The sequence below is a fragment of the uncultured Chloroflexus sp. genome (genome assembly GCF_937951745.1).
Classification (GTDB): domain Bacteria; phylum Chloroflexota; class Chloroflexia; order Chloroflexales; family Chloroflexaceae; genus Chloroflexus.
In genome coordinates this window covers 14,616-29,046 of sequence record NZ_CALFBQ010000044.1, presented here as the reverse complement: position 1 = coordinate 29,046, position 14,431 = coordinate 14,616, and the positions used below count along the sequence as shown (strand labels likewise).

Sequence of the window (14,431 nt, the reverse complement as noted above, 5' to 3'; positions counted from 1 at the left end):
TTCGCCATTCGATTGACAGCCCACTTCAAATCGGCTATGCTAACCAATACGAACAGGTGAGCGAAGGAGCAGCTATGAGCCTCAATCTCGCTGCACTCGGCGAACAAGTACGACAGATGAGCCAGACCGTCGCGCGTGAGGCGCGCCAACGCGATGTGCGGGTCGCCGAGGTATGCGAGCGGTATCTGCATGAGATTGGCCGTGAGGAACATTGGGCTGCTGCGGTCAAGCTTAGCGAGGCATCAGCAAACTGGCTGCTGGCGGCGCCGGTTGAGCCGTTGGATACGGTGCGAGATCTGCCCCCCATCCCCACCGATTACGCCATCGCCGCGACCGATGGCTCGCATATCGATGTCGATCGCCATGGCGAGGTGAGTTGTTATCTGATCAACATCGGAAAAGTCTACATTCGCTACGGCGCGCAGCCGGAAGCGCGGCTTGAGTCATCCCCAAAGCTCTATTTTGCCGAAACAGACCTATTTTTTCATAATGATACCCGCCGCATTCTGATCGAAGGCGCGTTGCTCAGCGTGCGGCGCGATGTCGAAGAGGGGGTGGCGCTAGGCGAGTTGGCCATCGGCTCGCTGACCGACCCGGCAATTCCCCGGTTGGCACTGCAAGATGGTACGCTCATCCGGTGGGCGCTGGCGAATGCTGATGCTCAAGTGCGTGATCACTTTTTACGGCAATATTTGACCTACCTCGAACGAATGCGCCAACACGCGATCCCGGTCGCGTCGTACATCAGCCGCAGCCGTTCGCCGGAGGTGATGGGATTAGTGCGGTTGATGTTCTGTCCTGATGTGAATGTCCATGCGCAACGCGGGGCCAATTGCGCACAGTGTAGTGATGCGAAACAAGGGCGGATGCCGTCGTGCATGGTTTGCCAAGATTTGATTGACGCCGACATCTTTGCCCCTCGTTTGCGCGAAGGCCAACGTAGCCCGATCTTTCGTTCACTGAGCCGGATCAGTGTTGAAGGCTACGAACATCACCAAATTCACTTCTTTTTCTTGCGTGTCGGGCGCGAGCTGGCCCGCATTGAGCTGCCCGGTTGGGTGGCCGGTCAGCCGGAATGGGTCGATCAAGTGCATGTGTTGGTCTACGATCAAGCGGCGCGCGGGCAGGGCTACCCGATTGCCTTGCAACGCGCCCACGAGCAAGCGGTGATTCGCAGCGCCGAGCGGCGCGTGTTTGAGCAGATGGTCTCCGGTGCGCTCCAGCGCGCCGAAGCGCCGGCTGGTGTTTCGGCCAAGCGCGAGAGCAAGCAGTTTGTGCAGGGATGACGATCATGACGATGCCGCAAAATGGCCGGATCGGTGAAATCATTGAGTCTTCGACGACGCATTTTGTTGCGGCTACCTACGAATTATTAGCCGCGCCGCCGTTTGGCGCGTTGGTGCGGGCGACTACTCGCGATCAGGCGCTGGCGGTCTATGGTTTGGTGTTTGATATTCACACCGGCAGTCGTGAGCCGGGCGGGCGAGCGATTGTGCGGGGCCGTACCTACAGCGGGCGTAATCTGTATGATGACCAAATCTACCGCGAACATCCCGATCTCGGCGAGGTGTTGCAAACCGAGTTTGCCGCGCTGACTGTCGGGTACGCGCTTGATGGCCGTTTGCTCCAGCGCCTGTCGCCCCAACCTCCGCCAGTTCACTATTCGGTCTACCCCTGCGAGCCGCAGGAATTGGCGCAGTTTGGTGAGCAACTCGATTTTCTGCGCATCGTCTTGCTCGCTCCCGGTGTTCCGTCGGATGAACTGTTGGCCGCGTCTGTCCGCGCGATTGCGTTGGCCCGCCGCGATGGCCCGGCCTATCTGGTGCGGGTGGGCCGTGAACTGGCCCGGCTGCTCAAAGAGGATTATGACCGGCTGACGGCGCTGTTGCACCGGATTAAGCCGTGAATCGCAAGCGCAACGGTAGTAGTCCCCCCGTCTGTTTGTGCTTACTCTATGGAGTGCGGCGGTGTAACTGCCGCACTCCATACCTGTTGTAAAGCCTAGCTTGTGCCGGCAGGCTGCGCAAACGTATCGTTGGCTCCACCCTTGCCCGCACCCCTACCCCTCTGCTACTGGTGCGGAAGAGGGGGTGCTGCTGCATTCCGCTTCAGAATGCCTTGTCCGTCTACTCAGTAGCTCCCTTGACCGTCGTGAGGTGGGCGAGGGAAGACTGCGCTCCAAACCGACACCACATTGGCAACAACCCGCTTCCGTGGTGGGCCGTATGGGGACGCTTTTCGGTCTCTACCCCTCGCCTGCCCAGCGGGTTTCGGAACCCGGCCCTAAAGGGCTGGGCGCAATTCCCTCACCTCTTGACCTAACATCTGCTATCATACGCATTCAAAGACCGCCCTGTCACGGAGAACACTATGCTCTTGCTCGACGCCGCTTTTCAAGTTGACGCCAATCCCTTGCCACATGCCGCCGCTGTGGCGCAGGCCGCTGAAGCGATCGGGTTTGCCGCGCTTTGGGCGCCGGAAACGGCCCATAATCCGTTTCTCGCCTTGGCAATTGCCGCCGAACATACCCGCCAGCTTACGCTTGGTACTGCGGTGGCGATCGCCTTCCCGCGCAGCCCGATGGTGACGGCCCAGATCGCATGGGATCTGGCCGGTTTTAGCGGCGGGCGTTTCGTGTTGGGGTTAGGCACCCAAGTCAAGGCCCATATCGAACGCCGGTTTAGCAGTGTGTGGGATTCGCCGGTAGGCCGGTTGCGCGACTATATCGGTGCGCTGCGCGCGATTTGGCAATGTTGGCAGACCGGCGGCAAACTCGATTATCGTGGCCAGTATTACCAACATACCCTGATGACGCCCTTCTTTAGTCCCGGCCCAATTGCCCATCCCAATATTCCCATCTACATCGCCGGTGTCAATACCGGTCTGGCCCATCTGGCTGGCGAAGTGTGCGACGGCTTTCACGCCCACCCGCTCAACAGCGCCCGCTATCTGCGCGAAGTGCTGCGTCCGCAGATTGCCGAAGGCGCTGCCACAGCCGGTCGTGATCCGGCGGCGTGTGCGATTGCCGGTAGCGCGCTGGTCATTACCGGCAATGATCGGGCCGAACGTGAACGGATGCGGGCCTTTGCCCGCCAGCAAATCGCGTTTTATGCCTCGACGCCGACCTATCGCGCGGTGCTGGCCTGCCATGGTTGGGGAGAGGTAGGCGAAGAGTTGTCGCGCTTGGCGGCGCAGCAGCGGTGGGCCGACATGCCCGGCCTGATCGATGAGACGATGCTAGCCACCTTCGCCGTCGAGGCCGATCCGGCTGATTTGCCGGCAGCGTTGCGTGAACGGTACGAAGGTCTGCTCGACCGGGTTGCGCTCTATATGCCATTTGTGCCCGGCGAACGTGATGCCTTCTGGCGCCATCTCACCAGCTCGCTTAACGGGTGAACAACGATGGCCGGCGTCTTTGCCCAGCTCGATCTCACCCCCAACCGGCTCGAACAGGCCCGGCAGGCGCGCGCTGCCCGGGGCGATCTGATTGATTTGACCAGCAGCAACCCTACCGCGCAAGGCTTGCTCTTCCCGCCAGAGGTGTTGGCGACCGCCGCAGCCGCCTACTGGCCTAGCCGCCGCTATCGGCCCGATCCGCGCGGCGATTTGGCGGCGCGTGAGATGGTTGCCGCCTATTATGCTCGCCGTTCGCCGCCGTTGGTTGTGACACCCGATGATATCTTTCTCACAGCTAGCACCAGCGAAGCCTACAGCCTGCTCTTCGCCTTGCTCGCCGATCCCGGTGACAATCTGCTTGTGCCCAACGTCACCTATCCGCTGTTTGAGTACCTCGCTGCCCTGCGTAATCTTGAACTGCGCAGTTACCAGCTTGACGAAGAGCGCGATTGGCGGATCAATGCTCGCTCGCTCCGTCGCGCCGCCGATGAGCGCACGCGCGCCATCTTGATCGTCTCGCCGCACAACCCGACCGGTGCAATCGTTGATCGCCCCTTGGCAACGCTCGATTTGCTCGGCATTCCGGTCATCTGCGATGAGGTGTTTGCTCCCTTCACCTACACCGTACCGGCAACCCCGCCGCTAGCTGCGCTTCATCCCGATCTGCCGGTCTTCACCCTCAACGGGATTTCTAAACTCTTTGCGTTGCCCGACCTCAAATTAGGCTGGATTGCGCTTAATCGTCCGGCGCGCGCCTTCGCGCCCCGGCTCGAATTGCTCAACGATACGCTGCTGGGCGCGAATGCACTCAGCCAGTTTCTGTTGCCAACCCTGTTTGCAGAGGGCGCCCCCTTTGTGGCGGCGATGGTGTCTCGTGTGCGGTCGAATATCTCCTTTGCCCTGCACCAATTCGCCGATCATCCGTGCATCCATGCCCGCCCGCCCGCTGGCGGCTATTATCTCTTCCCATCCATCAGCGGCTGGGACGATGAGGAGGCGCTGGTGCTCTACCTGCTCGAACAAGGGGTGTTTGTCCATCCCGGCTACTTCTACGGTGAGGTACCCGGCTGCCACATCATGATTTCGGCTCTCACCGAGCCGGCAACATTTGCTGCCGGGATCGAACGGCTCTGTGCCGCGCTTGCGTAAGCGCTTTATTTTACACTTCATGGGGAATGATCGCTGCGCATGGCTCATTCTATCGGCCAGACTATTGCAGAGCGCTCAATCGTCGTGTATAATTCTTGCAATCGGCAAGCAAGTTGGTTGACTATAGAGCGCAAAAAATGCGGATTCGCTCGTTCCTCCAGATGAAAGCAGGTTGCTTGCGTTAGAGCAGCGTGTGCCTGCTCGCGCAGATACACCGTTCACGCTTGGCATCAGAAACGTTACAACGATGACCACACTTCCGCAGCGCCGCTCCGCCACACCCCGGTCGTCACCGCCACCGGTGCAGCGTGTAAGCGACCACGATTTGCTGCAAGAGTTGCTTCTGTACGACCTGCCGGGCCGGCGCGACCCGTTGCGTCCAGCGCAACTGCGTTCCCGCGCGGCGCATCGCGAGCAAGCCCTCCGTGGTTTCTTGCGGCGCACGTGGATTGATCGTGCGTTGCTCATTGCCGAAATCACTCTCTTTGTAGCAATGATCACCGTCTTCGCCTACTGGCTAATCGATGGCTATGGGCGCGATTGGTGGCGGGCTTGGCGGGGCCAAGCGCAGCCGCCGGTTGCCGTTTCAGCCCAGCCGTTGCAGTCACCGGGGCCAGTTGCGCCTCCTGCGGCTGCGCCTCATCTGCCGGCTTTGCCGTTTACGGCGCCGGAAATGGCGGTCGAGCCGCCCGATTATACGGCTCCCCAACCGCGAGTACAGCCCTTGCCAGAAACCGATCCGCGTCCGCAGCGGTTGCGCATCCCCAGCATCCAGCTCGATACGTCGATCTACGAGGTCTTTGTGGTTGATGGCGCTTGGCAGGTAGCTGAATATGCCGCCGGCTACCACCATGGTACCGCACTGCCGGGCACGGTGGGCAATACGGTTTTGTCTGGTCACGCTGGCCTTCGCGGTGCCGTGTTTCGTGATCTGCCGGCGCTTAAAGCGGGTGATGAGATATTATTAGAAGCAGGTGGCTGGCTCTACCGCTACCGTGTGCGTGAAACGCGCAATGTCTGGCCGACCCAAGTCGAGGTGATGGATCCGACGTCTTCACCTGTACTCACGCTGATTACTTGCACCAACTGGGATACGCAACGCCTGATCGTTGTCGCCGATCTGATTGACTCGCGTCCGATCAGGTGAGACGAGGAGGCTCTATGCCGCCGAAACCTTCGCGCTCCGCCAATCTGCCACCCGATCGTGGCCGCGCTCCGGCGCCGTGGACGATTTGGGAACTCATGGCGATTGCGGTGAGCGTTTTGATGATTGTGGTACCGCTTACCTTGGAAGCGCTCAATTGGCTGCGCCCGCCGATTGCGCCAGCGCAGGGTTTGATGGCTGTAACCGAAACGGCAGCTAGCCTCGAGCAGCGCCCGCCAACCTTTACCCCCGTAAACTCACCAACGCCGGTAACGGTGACGCCGACGGTCGAGACGGTGACGCCGTCGCCAACACCGGCCACAACTCGCGTGACTAAGTTTGCATCGTTGGCTAATGTCGCTCCCGGCCAAACGTTTAGTTACAGTTTAGCGGTGACGACGCAGAGTGCGGGTCTGTTGACCGTTACCCTGCGTGACGTGTTGGATTCTCAATTGGAGTTGTTGGAAGTATCGGCGATATCAGGCACCTGCTTCCCCGGCCAAACTGTGCTCTGCACACTCACGGTGAGTACGCTTAATCCGGCATCGGTGACGTTGCAAGTGCGTGTTCGCCCAACAACAAGCATAGGAACGCTGATTCCCAATCAGGCAGTCCTTGAACAGGGGAGTCTTACTATTGCCACCTCGAATGTCGTAAATGTAACTGTCGCCGGAGAACCAGTACCAACTGCTCCGGCGGTTACATCAACCCCAGAAACCCCGACCACCGTCGTTACCATAACACCAACTCCAACATCACCAACCGTGACGCCAATAACAACCAATACACCAATTCCAACCCAAGTGGTAACACCGGTCGCAACATCGCGGCCAACGTCACCACCAGCGCCAAGGCCAACCTCGCCGCCGGCGCCGCGTCCTACTGAACCTCCAGCGCCAACGTCACCACCAGCGCCAACCGTACCAACCTCGCCGTCAGTCTTGCCAACTGAGCCACCACCACCGGCGCCAGTGGTGACGGTTGCGCCACGTCCGCCTGCAACGCCGCGACCAAGGCCTCCGGCTTCGCCAACAGCAACCTCGCTGCCGGAAATAACACCGACTCCAACCGAACAACCAGCTCCGGCTGTGTTTAGCGAAGGTGATTTGCTGCTCCGCCTGTCTAGCGATTGGGGCAGCGCTTACGCTGGCCAAGATGTGGTCTTTACAGTAGTGTTAGGGAATACACATCCTGAGCAGACGATCAGTGCGGTGAACCTACGGAGTGTACTGCCCTCGAACCTGCAAGTACTGAGTGCAAACGCGAGCCGTGGGGCCGATCCGGTAATTAGCAGCCAAACAGTGACGTACACTGCGCCCGATCTTGCCCCCGGTGAGCGTGTGCAAATCACGATTGCGACCCGTATCCGTCCCAACGTTACTGCCGGGACGTTGTTAGTGGTGCAGGCGCAGGCGAGTTATAGCGGCTTGAGCCGGCCCGTATTCTCGAATATCAGCACCGTGTTGGTGGTTGGCGAGCAGCAGGTGGTCACGGCGACCGCGACACTTGCGCCAGTGACGAGTCCAACTGCGACGGCTACAGTGGGGGTGACAGCAACTGCTATCGCCACAGCAGCGTCCTCTAGCCCAACCGCAACTGCTGGCGCCGTGATCGGTGGCGGCACTTCACCCACGGCTACCGTCACGCCCACGCCGCCGGCTGCCGGCGGCCAGAGTGGCGGGCAAGCGCCGTTACCCAACACGAGCGCCGGTATACCTTTCCTTGGCGTGTTGTTGCTCGGCGCAACGCTGCTCACCCGCACTGTTCGGCTTCACCGTGCCCGCGAGCGGATTTGAGGCGTAAAACTGTAGAGACGTTGCATTGCAACGTCTCTACGATTAATTCCTTGGCCGGCGTTCAACCACGATCCGAAACTGCACGTCGCCGGCTAGATATTGCAGCGCCGTGCTAACGATGGAAATCACCATGCCGCCAAAAAAGGCCGGCCAGAAACCATTAACCACGAAATGAATGCCGAGTTGATCGGCCAATGCCGAGGTTAGCCCCAACAAAAGGGCGTTGATCACTAGCCCGAACAGACCCAGCGTCAGAATGACCAGTGGGCAGGTGAGAAAATAGAGCAGTGGCCGCAAGAGCGCGTTTAGCAGCCCGAACAGCAAAGCGACAATCCCGATTTGCCAGCCCGGCCCGGTAAACTCGATCCCCGGCACAATCCACACTGCGGCAAAGATCGCTAGCGAGTAGATGAGCCAGCGCAAAAAGAGGCGGCTCAGTTCACTGCGCTGTGGAGTGGTGGGAGGTGAGGATGGATACATTGTTACGCTCCTTCCAGTCGAGTGGGTTAACACCCGACTCGCCGATCTGTCGTGAGTATGATACTATACGGCGCGGCGTTGCTGTGGGCGGCAACCGCTATGATGATTGACGAACAAACCATGACCAAAGTTGAAGAATCTGCCTTGTTTGACCGCGTTGCCCAGAGCGCACGGGCCGATGGTAAAGAAGCCTACTTTCGCCTACATCGCTACCGCTTTGCGGCAATGCTACGTGCGATGGGGCCGGCCAACGGCGCTCGTGTGCTTGAAGTGGGGGTAACGCCCGGCCAGTTTACTGAGCTATTGGTTGAAGCTGGATTCAAGGTCAGTGGCGCTGACCTTGATCCCTTTACCCGCAAGGCACTTTGGGATCGGCTAGGCGTTGAAGTGCGGCAGGTCAATCTCGAACGCGAACCGGTGCCGTACCCCGATGCTGGCTTTGATTGGGTGGTCTTTTCCGAAGTGATCGAGCATATGGTCTATTCGCCGTTGCCGATCTTACGCGAGTTTTACCGCGTTTTGCGGCCCGGTGGCCGGTTGTTGATTACCACGCCTAACGAACTCTACCTCAAAAGCCGTGCCCGCGCAATTCTGCGCATGCTGCTTTGGCAGAGTCTCAGTACACCTGAAGAGTTTCGCCACCAGATGCTGCTCGAAGGCGAGGCGCGTTATACCACCCACAGCCGCACCTACACAATGGGTGAATTGACGTGGTTGGTCGAACAAGCCGGTTTTCGGATTGTGTGCAAGCGGTATGAAGCACCGTGGGAGCGAGTTGGTCTTGAAGCGAGTCGCTTGCTTAGCGCACCCCATCGAGTGCTTGGTAAAGCGCTCTTTTTTGCGCTTACTGCTGCGATTCCTCCTACCCGTTCAATGTTGCTGGTCGTTGGCCAGCGGCCAACTGGTTGACGCCAACCCCTCCCTCTCGCTATAATAGGGCGAGACGGGCCGCTAGCTCAACGGCAGAGCAATCGGCTCATAACCGACAGGTTCTCGGTTCGAATCCGAGGCGGCCCACCAAGCGCGACCGGTATACGCCGGTCGTTTGCTGTAAGATTGCTCTACCACCTATCTGCCTCTTTGTAGCTATCTATACCTCCGGCGCTTGACAGCCGGCCCGCTTCCTTCTATCATTCTTAACACAACTGAATCAAGCGCATCTGCGCAGCCAGGGGAGCCGGGTGAGCCCGGCTGAGATTGCGGCCCGATTGATGCCGTTGACCCTTTGAACCTGATCTGGGTTATGCCAGCGGAGGGAAGGCTTTCTGGTCATGGTACCGTCGCTCCCCATCGCTGGAGTGGCGGTTTTTATTGTTGGCGCAACAAGGAGGATGGTATGCCCGCTGTCACCGTCAGTTTCGAGGTCTTGCCCGGTGGGTTGCCCGATAAAGCGACGACCTACGCTGCCGTTGATGCGGCGATCGCGGTAGTGGCCGAGAGTGGTTTGACCTACCGCGTTTGCCCCATGGAGACAACGATCGAAGGTGATTACGATGCGATTATGGCGGTCATTAAGCGGGCGCAAGAGGCGGTGCTGGCCGCTGGCGCCAGCCGGGTCTTTACCCTAATCAAGATAGATTACGATCCGAATGGTTCGTCAATTGCCGAGAAGCTGGCGAAGTATGAGTGAAGAGGTTTCGGCACCAATCCACACGACACCGGTCACTGCTCCCACCCGCCTATCGTGGCGCACCGGCTTGGTTGAATATGGCCCGCCAGCTTTGCTCGTCATCAGTTTGCTGCTGCTCTGGGAAGGGCTGGTCTGGTATTGGGCCGTTCCGGCATGGCTGTTGCCATCACCATCCCGCATTGCTACCACTTTGGTGACAAGTCTGCCGGTGTTAGCCGAGCATACCATAGCCACGCTCACGGTAACGATCCCCGGCTTTACACTGGCACTGGTAGCTGGATTTGGGTTAGGCGTGGCACTCGATGCCTCACCGCTCCTGCGCCGCGCTATCTATCCGCTGCTGGTTACGTCGCAGACGGTGCCAATCGTGGCGATTGCACCCCTGCTGGTCGTCGGGTTCGGGTTTGGTCTCTTGCCCAAGGTGCTGGTGGTGGCGCTAATTACCTTTTTTCCGATTGTGGTCAATACCATCGACGGTCTGCAAGGGGCCGATCGCGACCAGCGTCGTCTGCTTGAGGCAATGGGGGCCAACTATTGGCAACTGCTCCGCCTGTTGCGGTTGCGCGCTGCTTTGCCGGCTATCTTCACCGGGATTAAGGTTGCGATTACCTACAGTGTGATCGGTGCCGTGTTAGCCGAATGGATCGGCGCCAGCGCCGGTTTGGGCGTCTATATTGCACGCTCGCTGCGTGCCTTCCGTACTGATCAAGTCTTTGTCGCCGCACTGGTGACATCGTTACTAACGATTGTTCTCTTCACCTTGGTTAGCCTGCTTGAACGCTGGATCGTGTTTTGGAAGGGAGAACGCTAATGCGCAGATGGTTGTTATTTACCCTGATGATGGTGCTGACTGCGTGTGGTAGTGGGACTGCAACACCGTCTTCCCCTCAGACTCCTTTAACCAACGTGCGCGTTGGATTAGATTGGACGCCGAATACCAATCATACCGGTCTCTATGTGGCCCAAGATAAAGGCTACTACGCGCAGCAAGGTCTCGCTGTCGAGATTCTCGGTGCGCAAGAGGGCGGCACGGTCGAGCAGTTGGTGGCTGCTGGCCGGCTTGATTTTGGCATTTCGTATCAAGAAGGTGTCACCCAAGCCCGTGTGGAGGGAGTGCCAATTGTCTCGATTGCTGCAATTATTCAGCACAACACCAGTGGCTTTGCCAGCCGCGCCGAAGAGGGCATCACCAGCCCGCGCGATTTCATTGGCAAGAAGTATGGTGCGTTTGGCTCCCCTGTCGAAGAAGCGGTTATCCGTGGTTTGCTTGAATGTGTTGGGGCCGGTGAACAGTTTGATCAGGTGAAGTTTGTTGACATCGGTAGTTCCGACTTTTTTGTCGCCACCGAACGCGATGAAGTTGATTTTGTCTGGATTTTCAAAGGTTGGACCGGCATTGAAGCTGAGGTGCGCGGTGTGCCGCTCAATATTGTGATGATGAACGATGTGCAGTGCATCCCCGACTACTATACGCCGGTCATAATTACAAGTGAAAAGCTGATCGCCGAGAGGCCTGATCTGGTGCGACGGTTCCTCGCCGCAACGAGCGCCGGGTATCGCTTTGCCATCGAGCAGCCCGCCGAAGCTGCCGATATCCTTCTTAAGGCTGCGCCCGAACTCGACGCCGAGCTGGTGCGGCGCAGCCAGCAATATTTGGCCGGCCAATATCAGGCCGAAGCGCCGCGTTGGGGTGAGCAGAAGCTTGCGGTTTGGCGCACCTACGCCCAATGGATGGCCGAACGCAACCTTATTGCGCGCATGATCGAGCCGGAAAAGGCCTTTACTAACGATTTCTTGCCGTAACCGCCGTATGGACACAGCGCCGCTGTCTCCCTTCGGTAACTAACGCAATGCCAACCCTCGAACTACACTCCATCAGCAAAACGTTCACCTCTCCCGCCGGGCCGATGCTGGTGCTCGACCGGCTGAGCATGCAGGTCGCGGCGGGGGAGTTTGTCGCCGTAATTGGGCCGAGCGGCAGCGGCAAGACGACCCTGTTTAACATCATTGCCGGCCTTGAACGACCCGATGCCGGTGCCGTGCGTATCGACGGTGTGGATGTGACGGGCCGGCGCGGGCAGGTGGCTTATATGCCGCAACGCGACGCCCTGCTCCCGTGGTTATCGGTGATCGAGAACGCGGTGCTGGCGACGGTGGTGCATGGCGGCGATGTGGCGGCGGCCCGCCGCGAAGCGCACGCGCTGCTGGCCGATTTTGGCTTGCAAGGCTGGGGTGATGCCCGCCCAGCCCTGCTGTCGGGTGGCATGCGCCAGCGCGCCGCCTTTCTGCGCACCGTCCTCTGGCACCGCCCGATCATGCTGCTCGACGAACCCTTCGGCGCGCTCGATGCCCTCACCCGTGCCCAGTTGCAACAGTGGCTGCTCGCCCTGTGGGATCGGCTCGACCGCACGGTTTTGCTCGTCACCCACGACATCGACGAGGCCATCATCCTTGCCGACCGCATCTACGTCCTCACCCCGCGCCCGGCCCGCATCGCGCTTGAGCTGCGCGTTGCGCTGCCTCGCCCGCGCTCGTACACCCTCGTCACCGACCCAGCCTTTGCCCGCCTTAAACGGCAGTTGCAGCAGGTGTTGATGAATGACGAGCGGGGGTGAGGTAGGAGCGGTTCACCACAATGTTACCTGTACTACTTCTTCCCTAGTCACTTCCGGCCAGAAATAATACGTACCGGATGTTGTCACCACACGCTGCTCGTATATGTTGCATCTTATTGGCTGCTTCTTTCCGGCGCTTGCTTAGGTTAACGAAATCACCGGCTAGCTTCGCTTCAATAAAAATGGGAATTTGTTAAGGGAGCGCATTCTTGGTTTGCATAACGACATCTATGTGGAATGTTGATCTATCCAGTGATGTTCAATCGAACAGCGTATGTACTGGCGCGCATTGTCGAGATCAGCATGGTGCTAGCTACTGATTGTTTGGTATATCAATGCTGTTCGCGAAATGTTGCTATCAAACGAAGGTTGGCGACGCTCTTGCTCGTTACGAATAATAGGGTTCGCTTGGCGTGATTAAGCGCAAATCTGCAATGTTTGTTGAGGGCGTAATAGTGCCTTCACGCGCTGCTCGGAACGTCTCTGGAGCAAATGTGATGAACCAGCGATTGAAATATTGATTGCTCAATGTCTTGCTTCCATCGCTGAGGCTTGTCGAGATTGAGGTGTATCATCTTCTAGTAAGCGTGATAGCAATAGAAGCCTACAACTAACTTGAACGTTCGCTCACTTTTTAAGCACTGACGTTTTAGTTTGGCAATGAAATATGACCCCGCGCTCCGTGCCATTCAAGGCAACTGGAGGCGGAGTCACTGCGATGCTACCCAAACAATAGCTTTTGTGATCTGTTAAGGATATGTATCGTATGTGCGATATGCCCGTTCCCCTACTCCTCTGGCGGCAACGATGTCGTGATGTCGTACACCAGCACCTGCACGTCAAGGCCCTCGTTGGTCAACAGCGAAATGGTAAACTCATTCGTCGCATTCTTGATCGCCTGCTCGTCGGCGGCGGGGGCGTAAGCCCGAATGCTAGCCTCTTCGGCGGAAACGCGCGTCACCCGTGTGACCGCGCTAGGGCTGGCAGCGGCAATCCGGCGCTGAATCTCGGCAATCGCTTCATCAAGCGTCATGGTTCATCACCTCGTTAGATAACATTGAATTCGGATGCGAGCTTGCCGCTACGGAACCGGTCGATCCGCAGCTCGTCAATATTAATCGTATGCGCCCGCCCGTCGATCACCTCTTCGGCGATCAACAAACCGGTTGCTGGCGCGTGCATGATGCCATGGCCGCTGAAGCTGCTGGCGTCAATATAACCTGCTAAATCAGGATGCCGGCCAAGGATCGGATTGTGATCCGGCGTGATTTCATACAAGCCTGCCCAACACTGCTGTTCGGCCAACCCTGCCGTCTCCAGAATCGGGAAGCGGTGGATGCCGGCTTCAATCACCGCCTCCAGCCAATCCCAATCCACCGTGGTATTGGTGCTGCTTGGCTCGGCTGGGTTCGAGCGACCCATCAAGATGCTCTGCCCCTCGCGCCGCATGTAGAAGCCGGTGCCAACATCGATCGTCAACGGGATCGGCGCGCTGATCGCTGGGAAGGGGGTGGTCATATAGACGTTGCGGCGGTAGGGTCGCACCGGCAAGTCGAGACCGGCTAGCGCCGCTACTTCACCTGCCCACGGCCCGGCGCAGTTGATCACAATGTCGCAGCCGACCGGCCCAGACGGCGTTTCTACCGCCGTCACGCGCCCGCCGGTGATCTGAAAACCGGTCACTGGCGTGCCACGGCGCAGGCGTACACCGTGACGTTGCGCAGCGCGCAGGTAGCCGAGCGCAATGCCGTAGGGATCACAGTAGCCGTCGTCAGGGCCAAAGGTGGCCCCGATCAAGTCATCGATCCGCATTTGCGGCACAAAACGCGCCGCCTCTTCCGGCGTCAGTGTCTCAACCCGCACCCCCAGCTCGCGTTGCATCGCCACGTTGCGCAGATACTGCGCCCACGTCGCTTCGTCGTTAATCAGGAACAGATACCCCACCTGCCGCAATTCGGCGTGGCCGCCGACCTCTTCCTCGAAGTGGCGCAGTCGTTCGATGCTGTAGCGCGACAGCAAGACATTGATGCGCGACGAGAATTGGTGGCGCACCCCGGCAGCCGAGCGAGCCGTGCTGCCGCTGATTTCGGTCTCTTCGCGTTCAAGGATAACCACGTCGCGCAGGCCACGTTCGGCCAAATGAAAGGCAATACTCGCGCCAATCACGCCTGCGCCGATAATAACGACTTGTGCTCGGTCGATCATTGATATGTTCCTCGGT

At 58.9% G+C, this 14,431-nt stretch carries 15 protein-coding genes, 1 tRNA gene and 1 riboswitch; of the genes, 12 read left to right on the top strand and 4 right to left on the bottom strand.

Annotation, left to right across the window (positions count from 1 at the left end):
• Positions 1-74: 74 nt before the first annotated feature.
• The 6 genes from Q1A59_RS10805 (at position 75) to Q1A59_RS10780 (ending at position 7,485) form a co-directional block, all read left to right on the top strand.
• Positions 75-1,286, top strand: a complete 1,212-nt coding sequence (locus Q1A59_RS10805) for a DNA double-strand break repair nuclease NurA (RefSeq protein ID WP_299644965.1) — start codon at positions 75-77, stop codon at positions 1,284-1,286.
• Between the two features lie 5 nt (positions 1,287-1,291).
• Positions 1,292-1,906: an HAS-barrel domain-containing protein gene (locus Q1A59_RS10800; RefSeq protein ID WP_298403169.1), complete on the top strand. Its 615-nt coding sequence runs from the start codon at positions 1,292-1,294 to the stop codon at positions 1,904-1,906.
• A 464-nt stretch (positions 1,907-2,370) separates the two neighbouring features.
• On the top strand, positions 2,371-3,396 hold the full coding sequence (locus tag Q1A59_RS10795; protein WP_298403167.1) for an LLM class F420-dependent oxidoreductase: 1,026 nt from the start codon (positions 2,371-2,373) through the stop codon (positions 3,394-3,396).
• 6 nt (positions 3,397-3,402) lie between these two features.
• Complete coding sequence (locus tag Q1A59_RS10790) at positions 3,403-4,545, top strand: pyridoxal phosphate-dependent aminotransferase (protein ID WP_298403164.1); 1,143 nt, start codon at positions 3,403-3,405, stop codon at positions 4,543-4,545.
• 247 nt (positions 4,546-4,792) lie between these two features.
• Complete coding sequence (locus tag Q1A59_RS10785) at positions 4,793-5,692, top strand: sortase (protein ID WP_299644964.1); 900 nt, start codon at positions 4,793-4,795, stop codon at positions 5,690-5,692.
• A gap of 14 nt (positions 5,693-5,706) precedes the next feature.
• Entirely contained in the window at positions 5,707-7,485 is a 1,779-nt protein-coding gene (locus Q1A59_RS10780) for a hypothetical protein (RefSeq protein WP_298403157.1), read from the top strand.
• 42 nt (positions 7,486-7,527) lie between these two features.
• Here Q1A59_RS10780 and Q1A59_RS10775 read toward each other — a convergent pair whose 3' ends face one another.
• Positions 7,528-7,965 carry a phage holin family protein gene (locus tag Q1A59_RS10775; RefSeq protein WP_298403154.1) on the bottom strand — a complete coding sequence of 146 codons (438 nt, stop codon included), beginning with the start codon at positions 7,963-7,965 and terminating at the stop codon, positions 7,528-7,530.
• Positions 7,966-8,022: 57 nt separating this feature from the next.
• On the opposite strand from Q1A59_RS10775, the gene Q1A59_RS10770 reads away from it, so the two are divergent.
• The 6 genes from Q1A59_RS10770 (at position 8,023) to Q1A59_RS10745 (ending at position 12,210) form a co-directional block, all read left to right on the top strand.
• Entirely contained in the window at positions 8,023-8,874 is an 852-nt protein-coding gene (locus Q1A59_RS10770) for a class I SAM-dependent methyltransferase (RefSeq protein ID WP_298403317.1), read from the top strand.
• A 36-nt stretch (positions 8,875-8,910) separates the two neighbouring features.
• Positions 8,911-8,985, top strand: a tRNA-Ile gene (locus Q1A59_RS10765).
• A gap of 140 nt (positions 8,986-9,125) precedes the next feature.
• Positions 9,126-9,241: riboswitch (TPP riboswitch) on the top strand.
• Positions 9,242-9,301: 60 nt separating this feature from the next.
• Positions 9,302-9,595 carry a thiamine-binding protein gene (locus Q1A59_RS10760; RefSeq protein ID WP_066788574.1) on the top strand — a complete coding sequence of 98 codons (294 nt, stop codon included), beginning with the start codon at positions 9,302-9,304 and terminating at the stop codon, positions 9,593-9,595.
• Positions 9,588-10,406, top strand: coding sequence for an ABC transporter permease (locus Q1A59_RS10755; protein WP_298403147.1), 819 nt, complete (start codon positions 9,588-9,590; stop codon positions 10,404-10,406). Before Q1A59_RS10760 ends, Q1A59_RS10755 begins: the two co-directional genes overlap by 8 nt.
• Positions 10,406-11,398: an ABC transporter substrate-binding protein gene (locus tag Q1A59_RS10750; RefSeq protein WP_298403144.1), complete on the top strand. Its 993-nt coding sequence runs from the start codon at positions 10,406-10,408 to the stop codon at positions 11,396-11,398. Before Q1A59_RS10755 ends, Q1A59_RS10750 begins: the two co-directional genes overlap by 1 nt.
• 47 nt (positions 11,399-11,445) lie before the next feature.
• On the top strand, positions 11,446-12,210 hold the full coding sequence (locus tag Q1A59_RS10745) for an ABC transporter ATP-binding protein (protein ID WP_298403142.1): 765 nt from the start codon (positions 11,446-11,448) through the stop codon (positions 12,208-12,210).
• Between the two features lie 43 nt (positions 12,211-12,253).
• Here the strand turns inward: Q1A59_RS10745 and Q1A59_RS18170 are convergent, their stop codons facing one another.
• The 3 genes from Q1A59_RS18170 to Q1A59_RS10735 form a co-directional block, all read right to left on the bottom strand.
• A complete protein-coding gene (locus Q1A59_RS18170) occupies positions 12,254-12,388 on the bottom strand; it encodes a XamI family restriction endonuclease (protein ID WP_366144821.1) in 135 nt (44 codons plus the stop codon).
• Positions 12,389-12,997: 609 nt separating this feature from the next.
• Positions 12,998-13,243 carry a hypothetical protein gene (locus Q1A59_RS10740; RefSeq protein WP_298403140.1) on the bottom strand — a complete coding sequence of 82 codons (246 nt, stop codon included), beginning with the start codon at positions 13,241-13,243 and terminating at the stop codon, positions 12,998-13,000.
• Positions 13,244-13,257: 14 nt separating this feature from the next.
• On the bottom strand, positions 13,258-14,415 hold the full coding sequence (locus Q1A59_RS10735; protein WP_299644963.1) for an FAD-binding oxidoreductase: 1,158 nt from the start codon (positions 14,413-14,415) through the stop codon (positions 13,258-13,260).
• Between the last annotated feature and the right edge of the window lie 16 nt (positions 14,416-14,431).

Coding starts and splice junctions, on each gene's coding strand:
- Q1A59_RS10805 (WP_299644965.1), top strand. CDS start 75: ATGAGCCTCAATCTCGCTGCACTCGGCGAACAAGTACGACAGATGAGC.
- Q1A59_RS10800 (WP_298403169.1), top strand. CDS start 1,292: ATGACGATGCCGCAAAATGGCCGGATCGGTGAAATCATTGAGTCTTCG.
- Q1A59_RS10795 (WP_298403167.1), top strand. CDS start 2,371: ATGCTCTTGCTCGACGCCGCTTTTCAAGTTGACGCCAATCCCTTGCCA.
- Q1A59_RS10790 (WP_298403164.1), top strand. CDS start 3,403: ATGGCCGGCGTCTTTGCCCAGCTCGATCTCACCCCCAACCGGCTCGAA.
- Q1A59_RS10785 (WP_299644964.1), top strand. CDS start 4,793: ATGACCACACTTCCGCAGCGCCGCTCCGCCACACCCCGGTCGTCACCG.
- Q1A59_RS10780 (WP_298403157.1), top strand. CDS start 5,707: ATGCCGCCGAAACCTTCGCGCTCCGCCAATCTGCCACCCGATCGTGGC.
- Q1A59_RS10775 (WP_298403154.1), bottom strand. CDS start 7,965: ATGTATCCATCCTCACCTCCCACCACTCCACAGCGCAGTGAACTGAGC.
- Q1A59_RS10770 (WP_298403317.1), top strand. CDS start 8,023: ATGATACTATACGGCGCGGCGTTGCTGTGGGCGGCAACCGCTATGATG.
- Q1A59_RS10760 (WP_066788574.1), top strand. CDS start 9,302: ATGCCCGCTGTCACCGTCAGTTTCGAGGTCTTGCCCGGTGGGTTGCCC.
- Q1A59_RS10755 (WP_298403147.1), top strand. CDS start 9,588: ATGAGTGAAGAGGTTTCGGCACCAATCCACACGACACCGGTCACTGCT.
- Q1A59_RS10750 (WP_298403144.1), top strand. CDS start 10,406: ATGCGCAGATGGTTGTTATTTACCCTGATGATGGTGCTGACTGCGTGT.
- Q1A59_RS10745 (WP_298403142.1), top strand. CDS start 11,446: ATGCCAACCCTCGAACTACACTCCATCAGCAAAACGTTCACCTCTCCC.
- Q1A59_RS10740 (WP_298403140.1), bottom strand. CDS start 13,243: ATGACGCTTGATGAAGCGATTGCCGAGATTCAGCGCCGGATTGCCGCT.
- Q1A59_RS10735 (WP_299644963.1), bottom strand. CDS start 14,415: ATGATCGACCGAGCACAAGTCGTTATTATCGGCGCAGGCGTGATTGGC.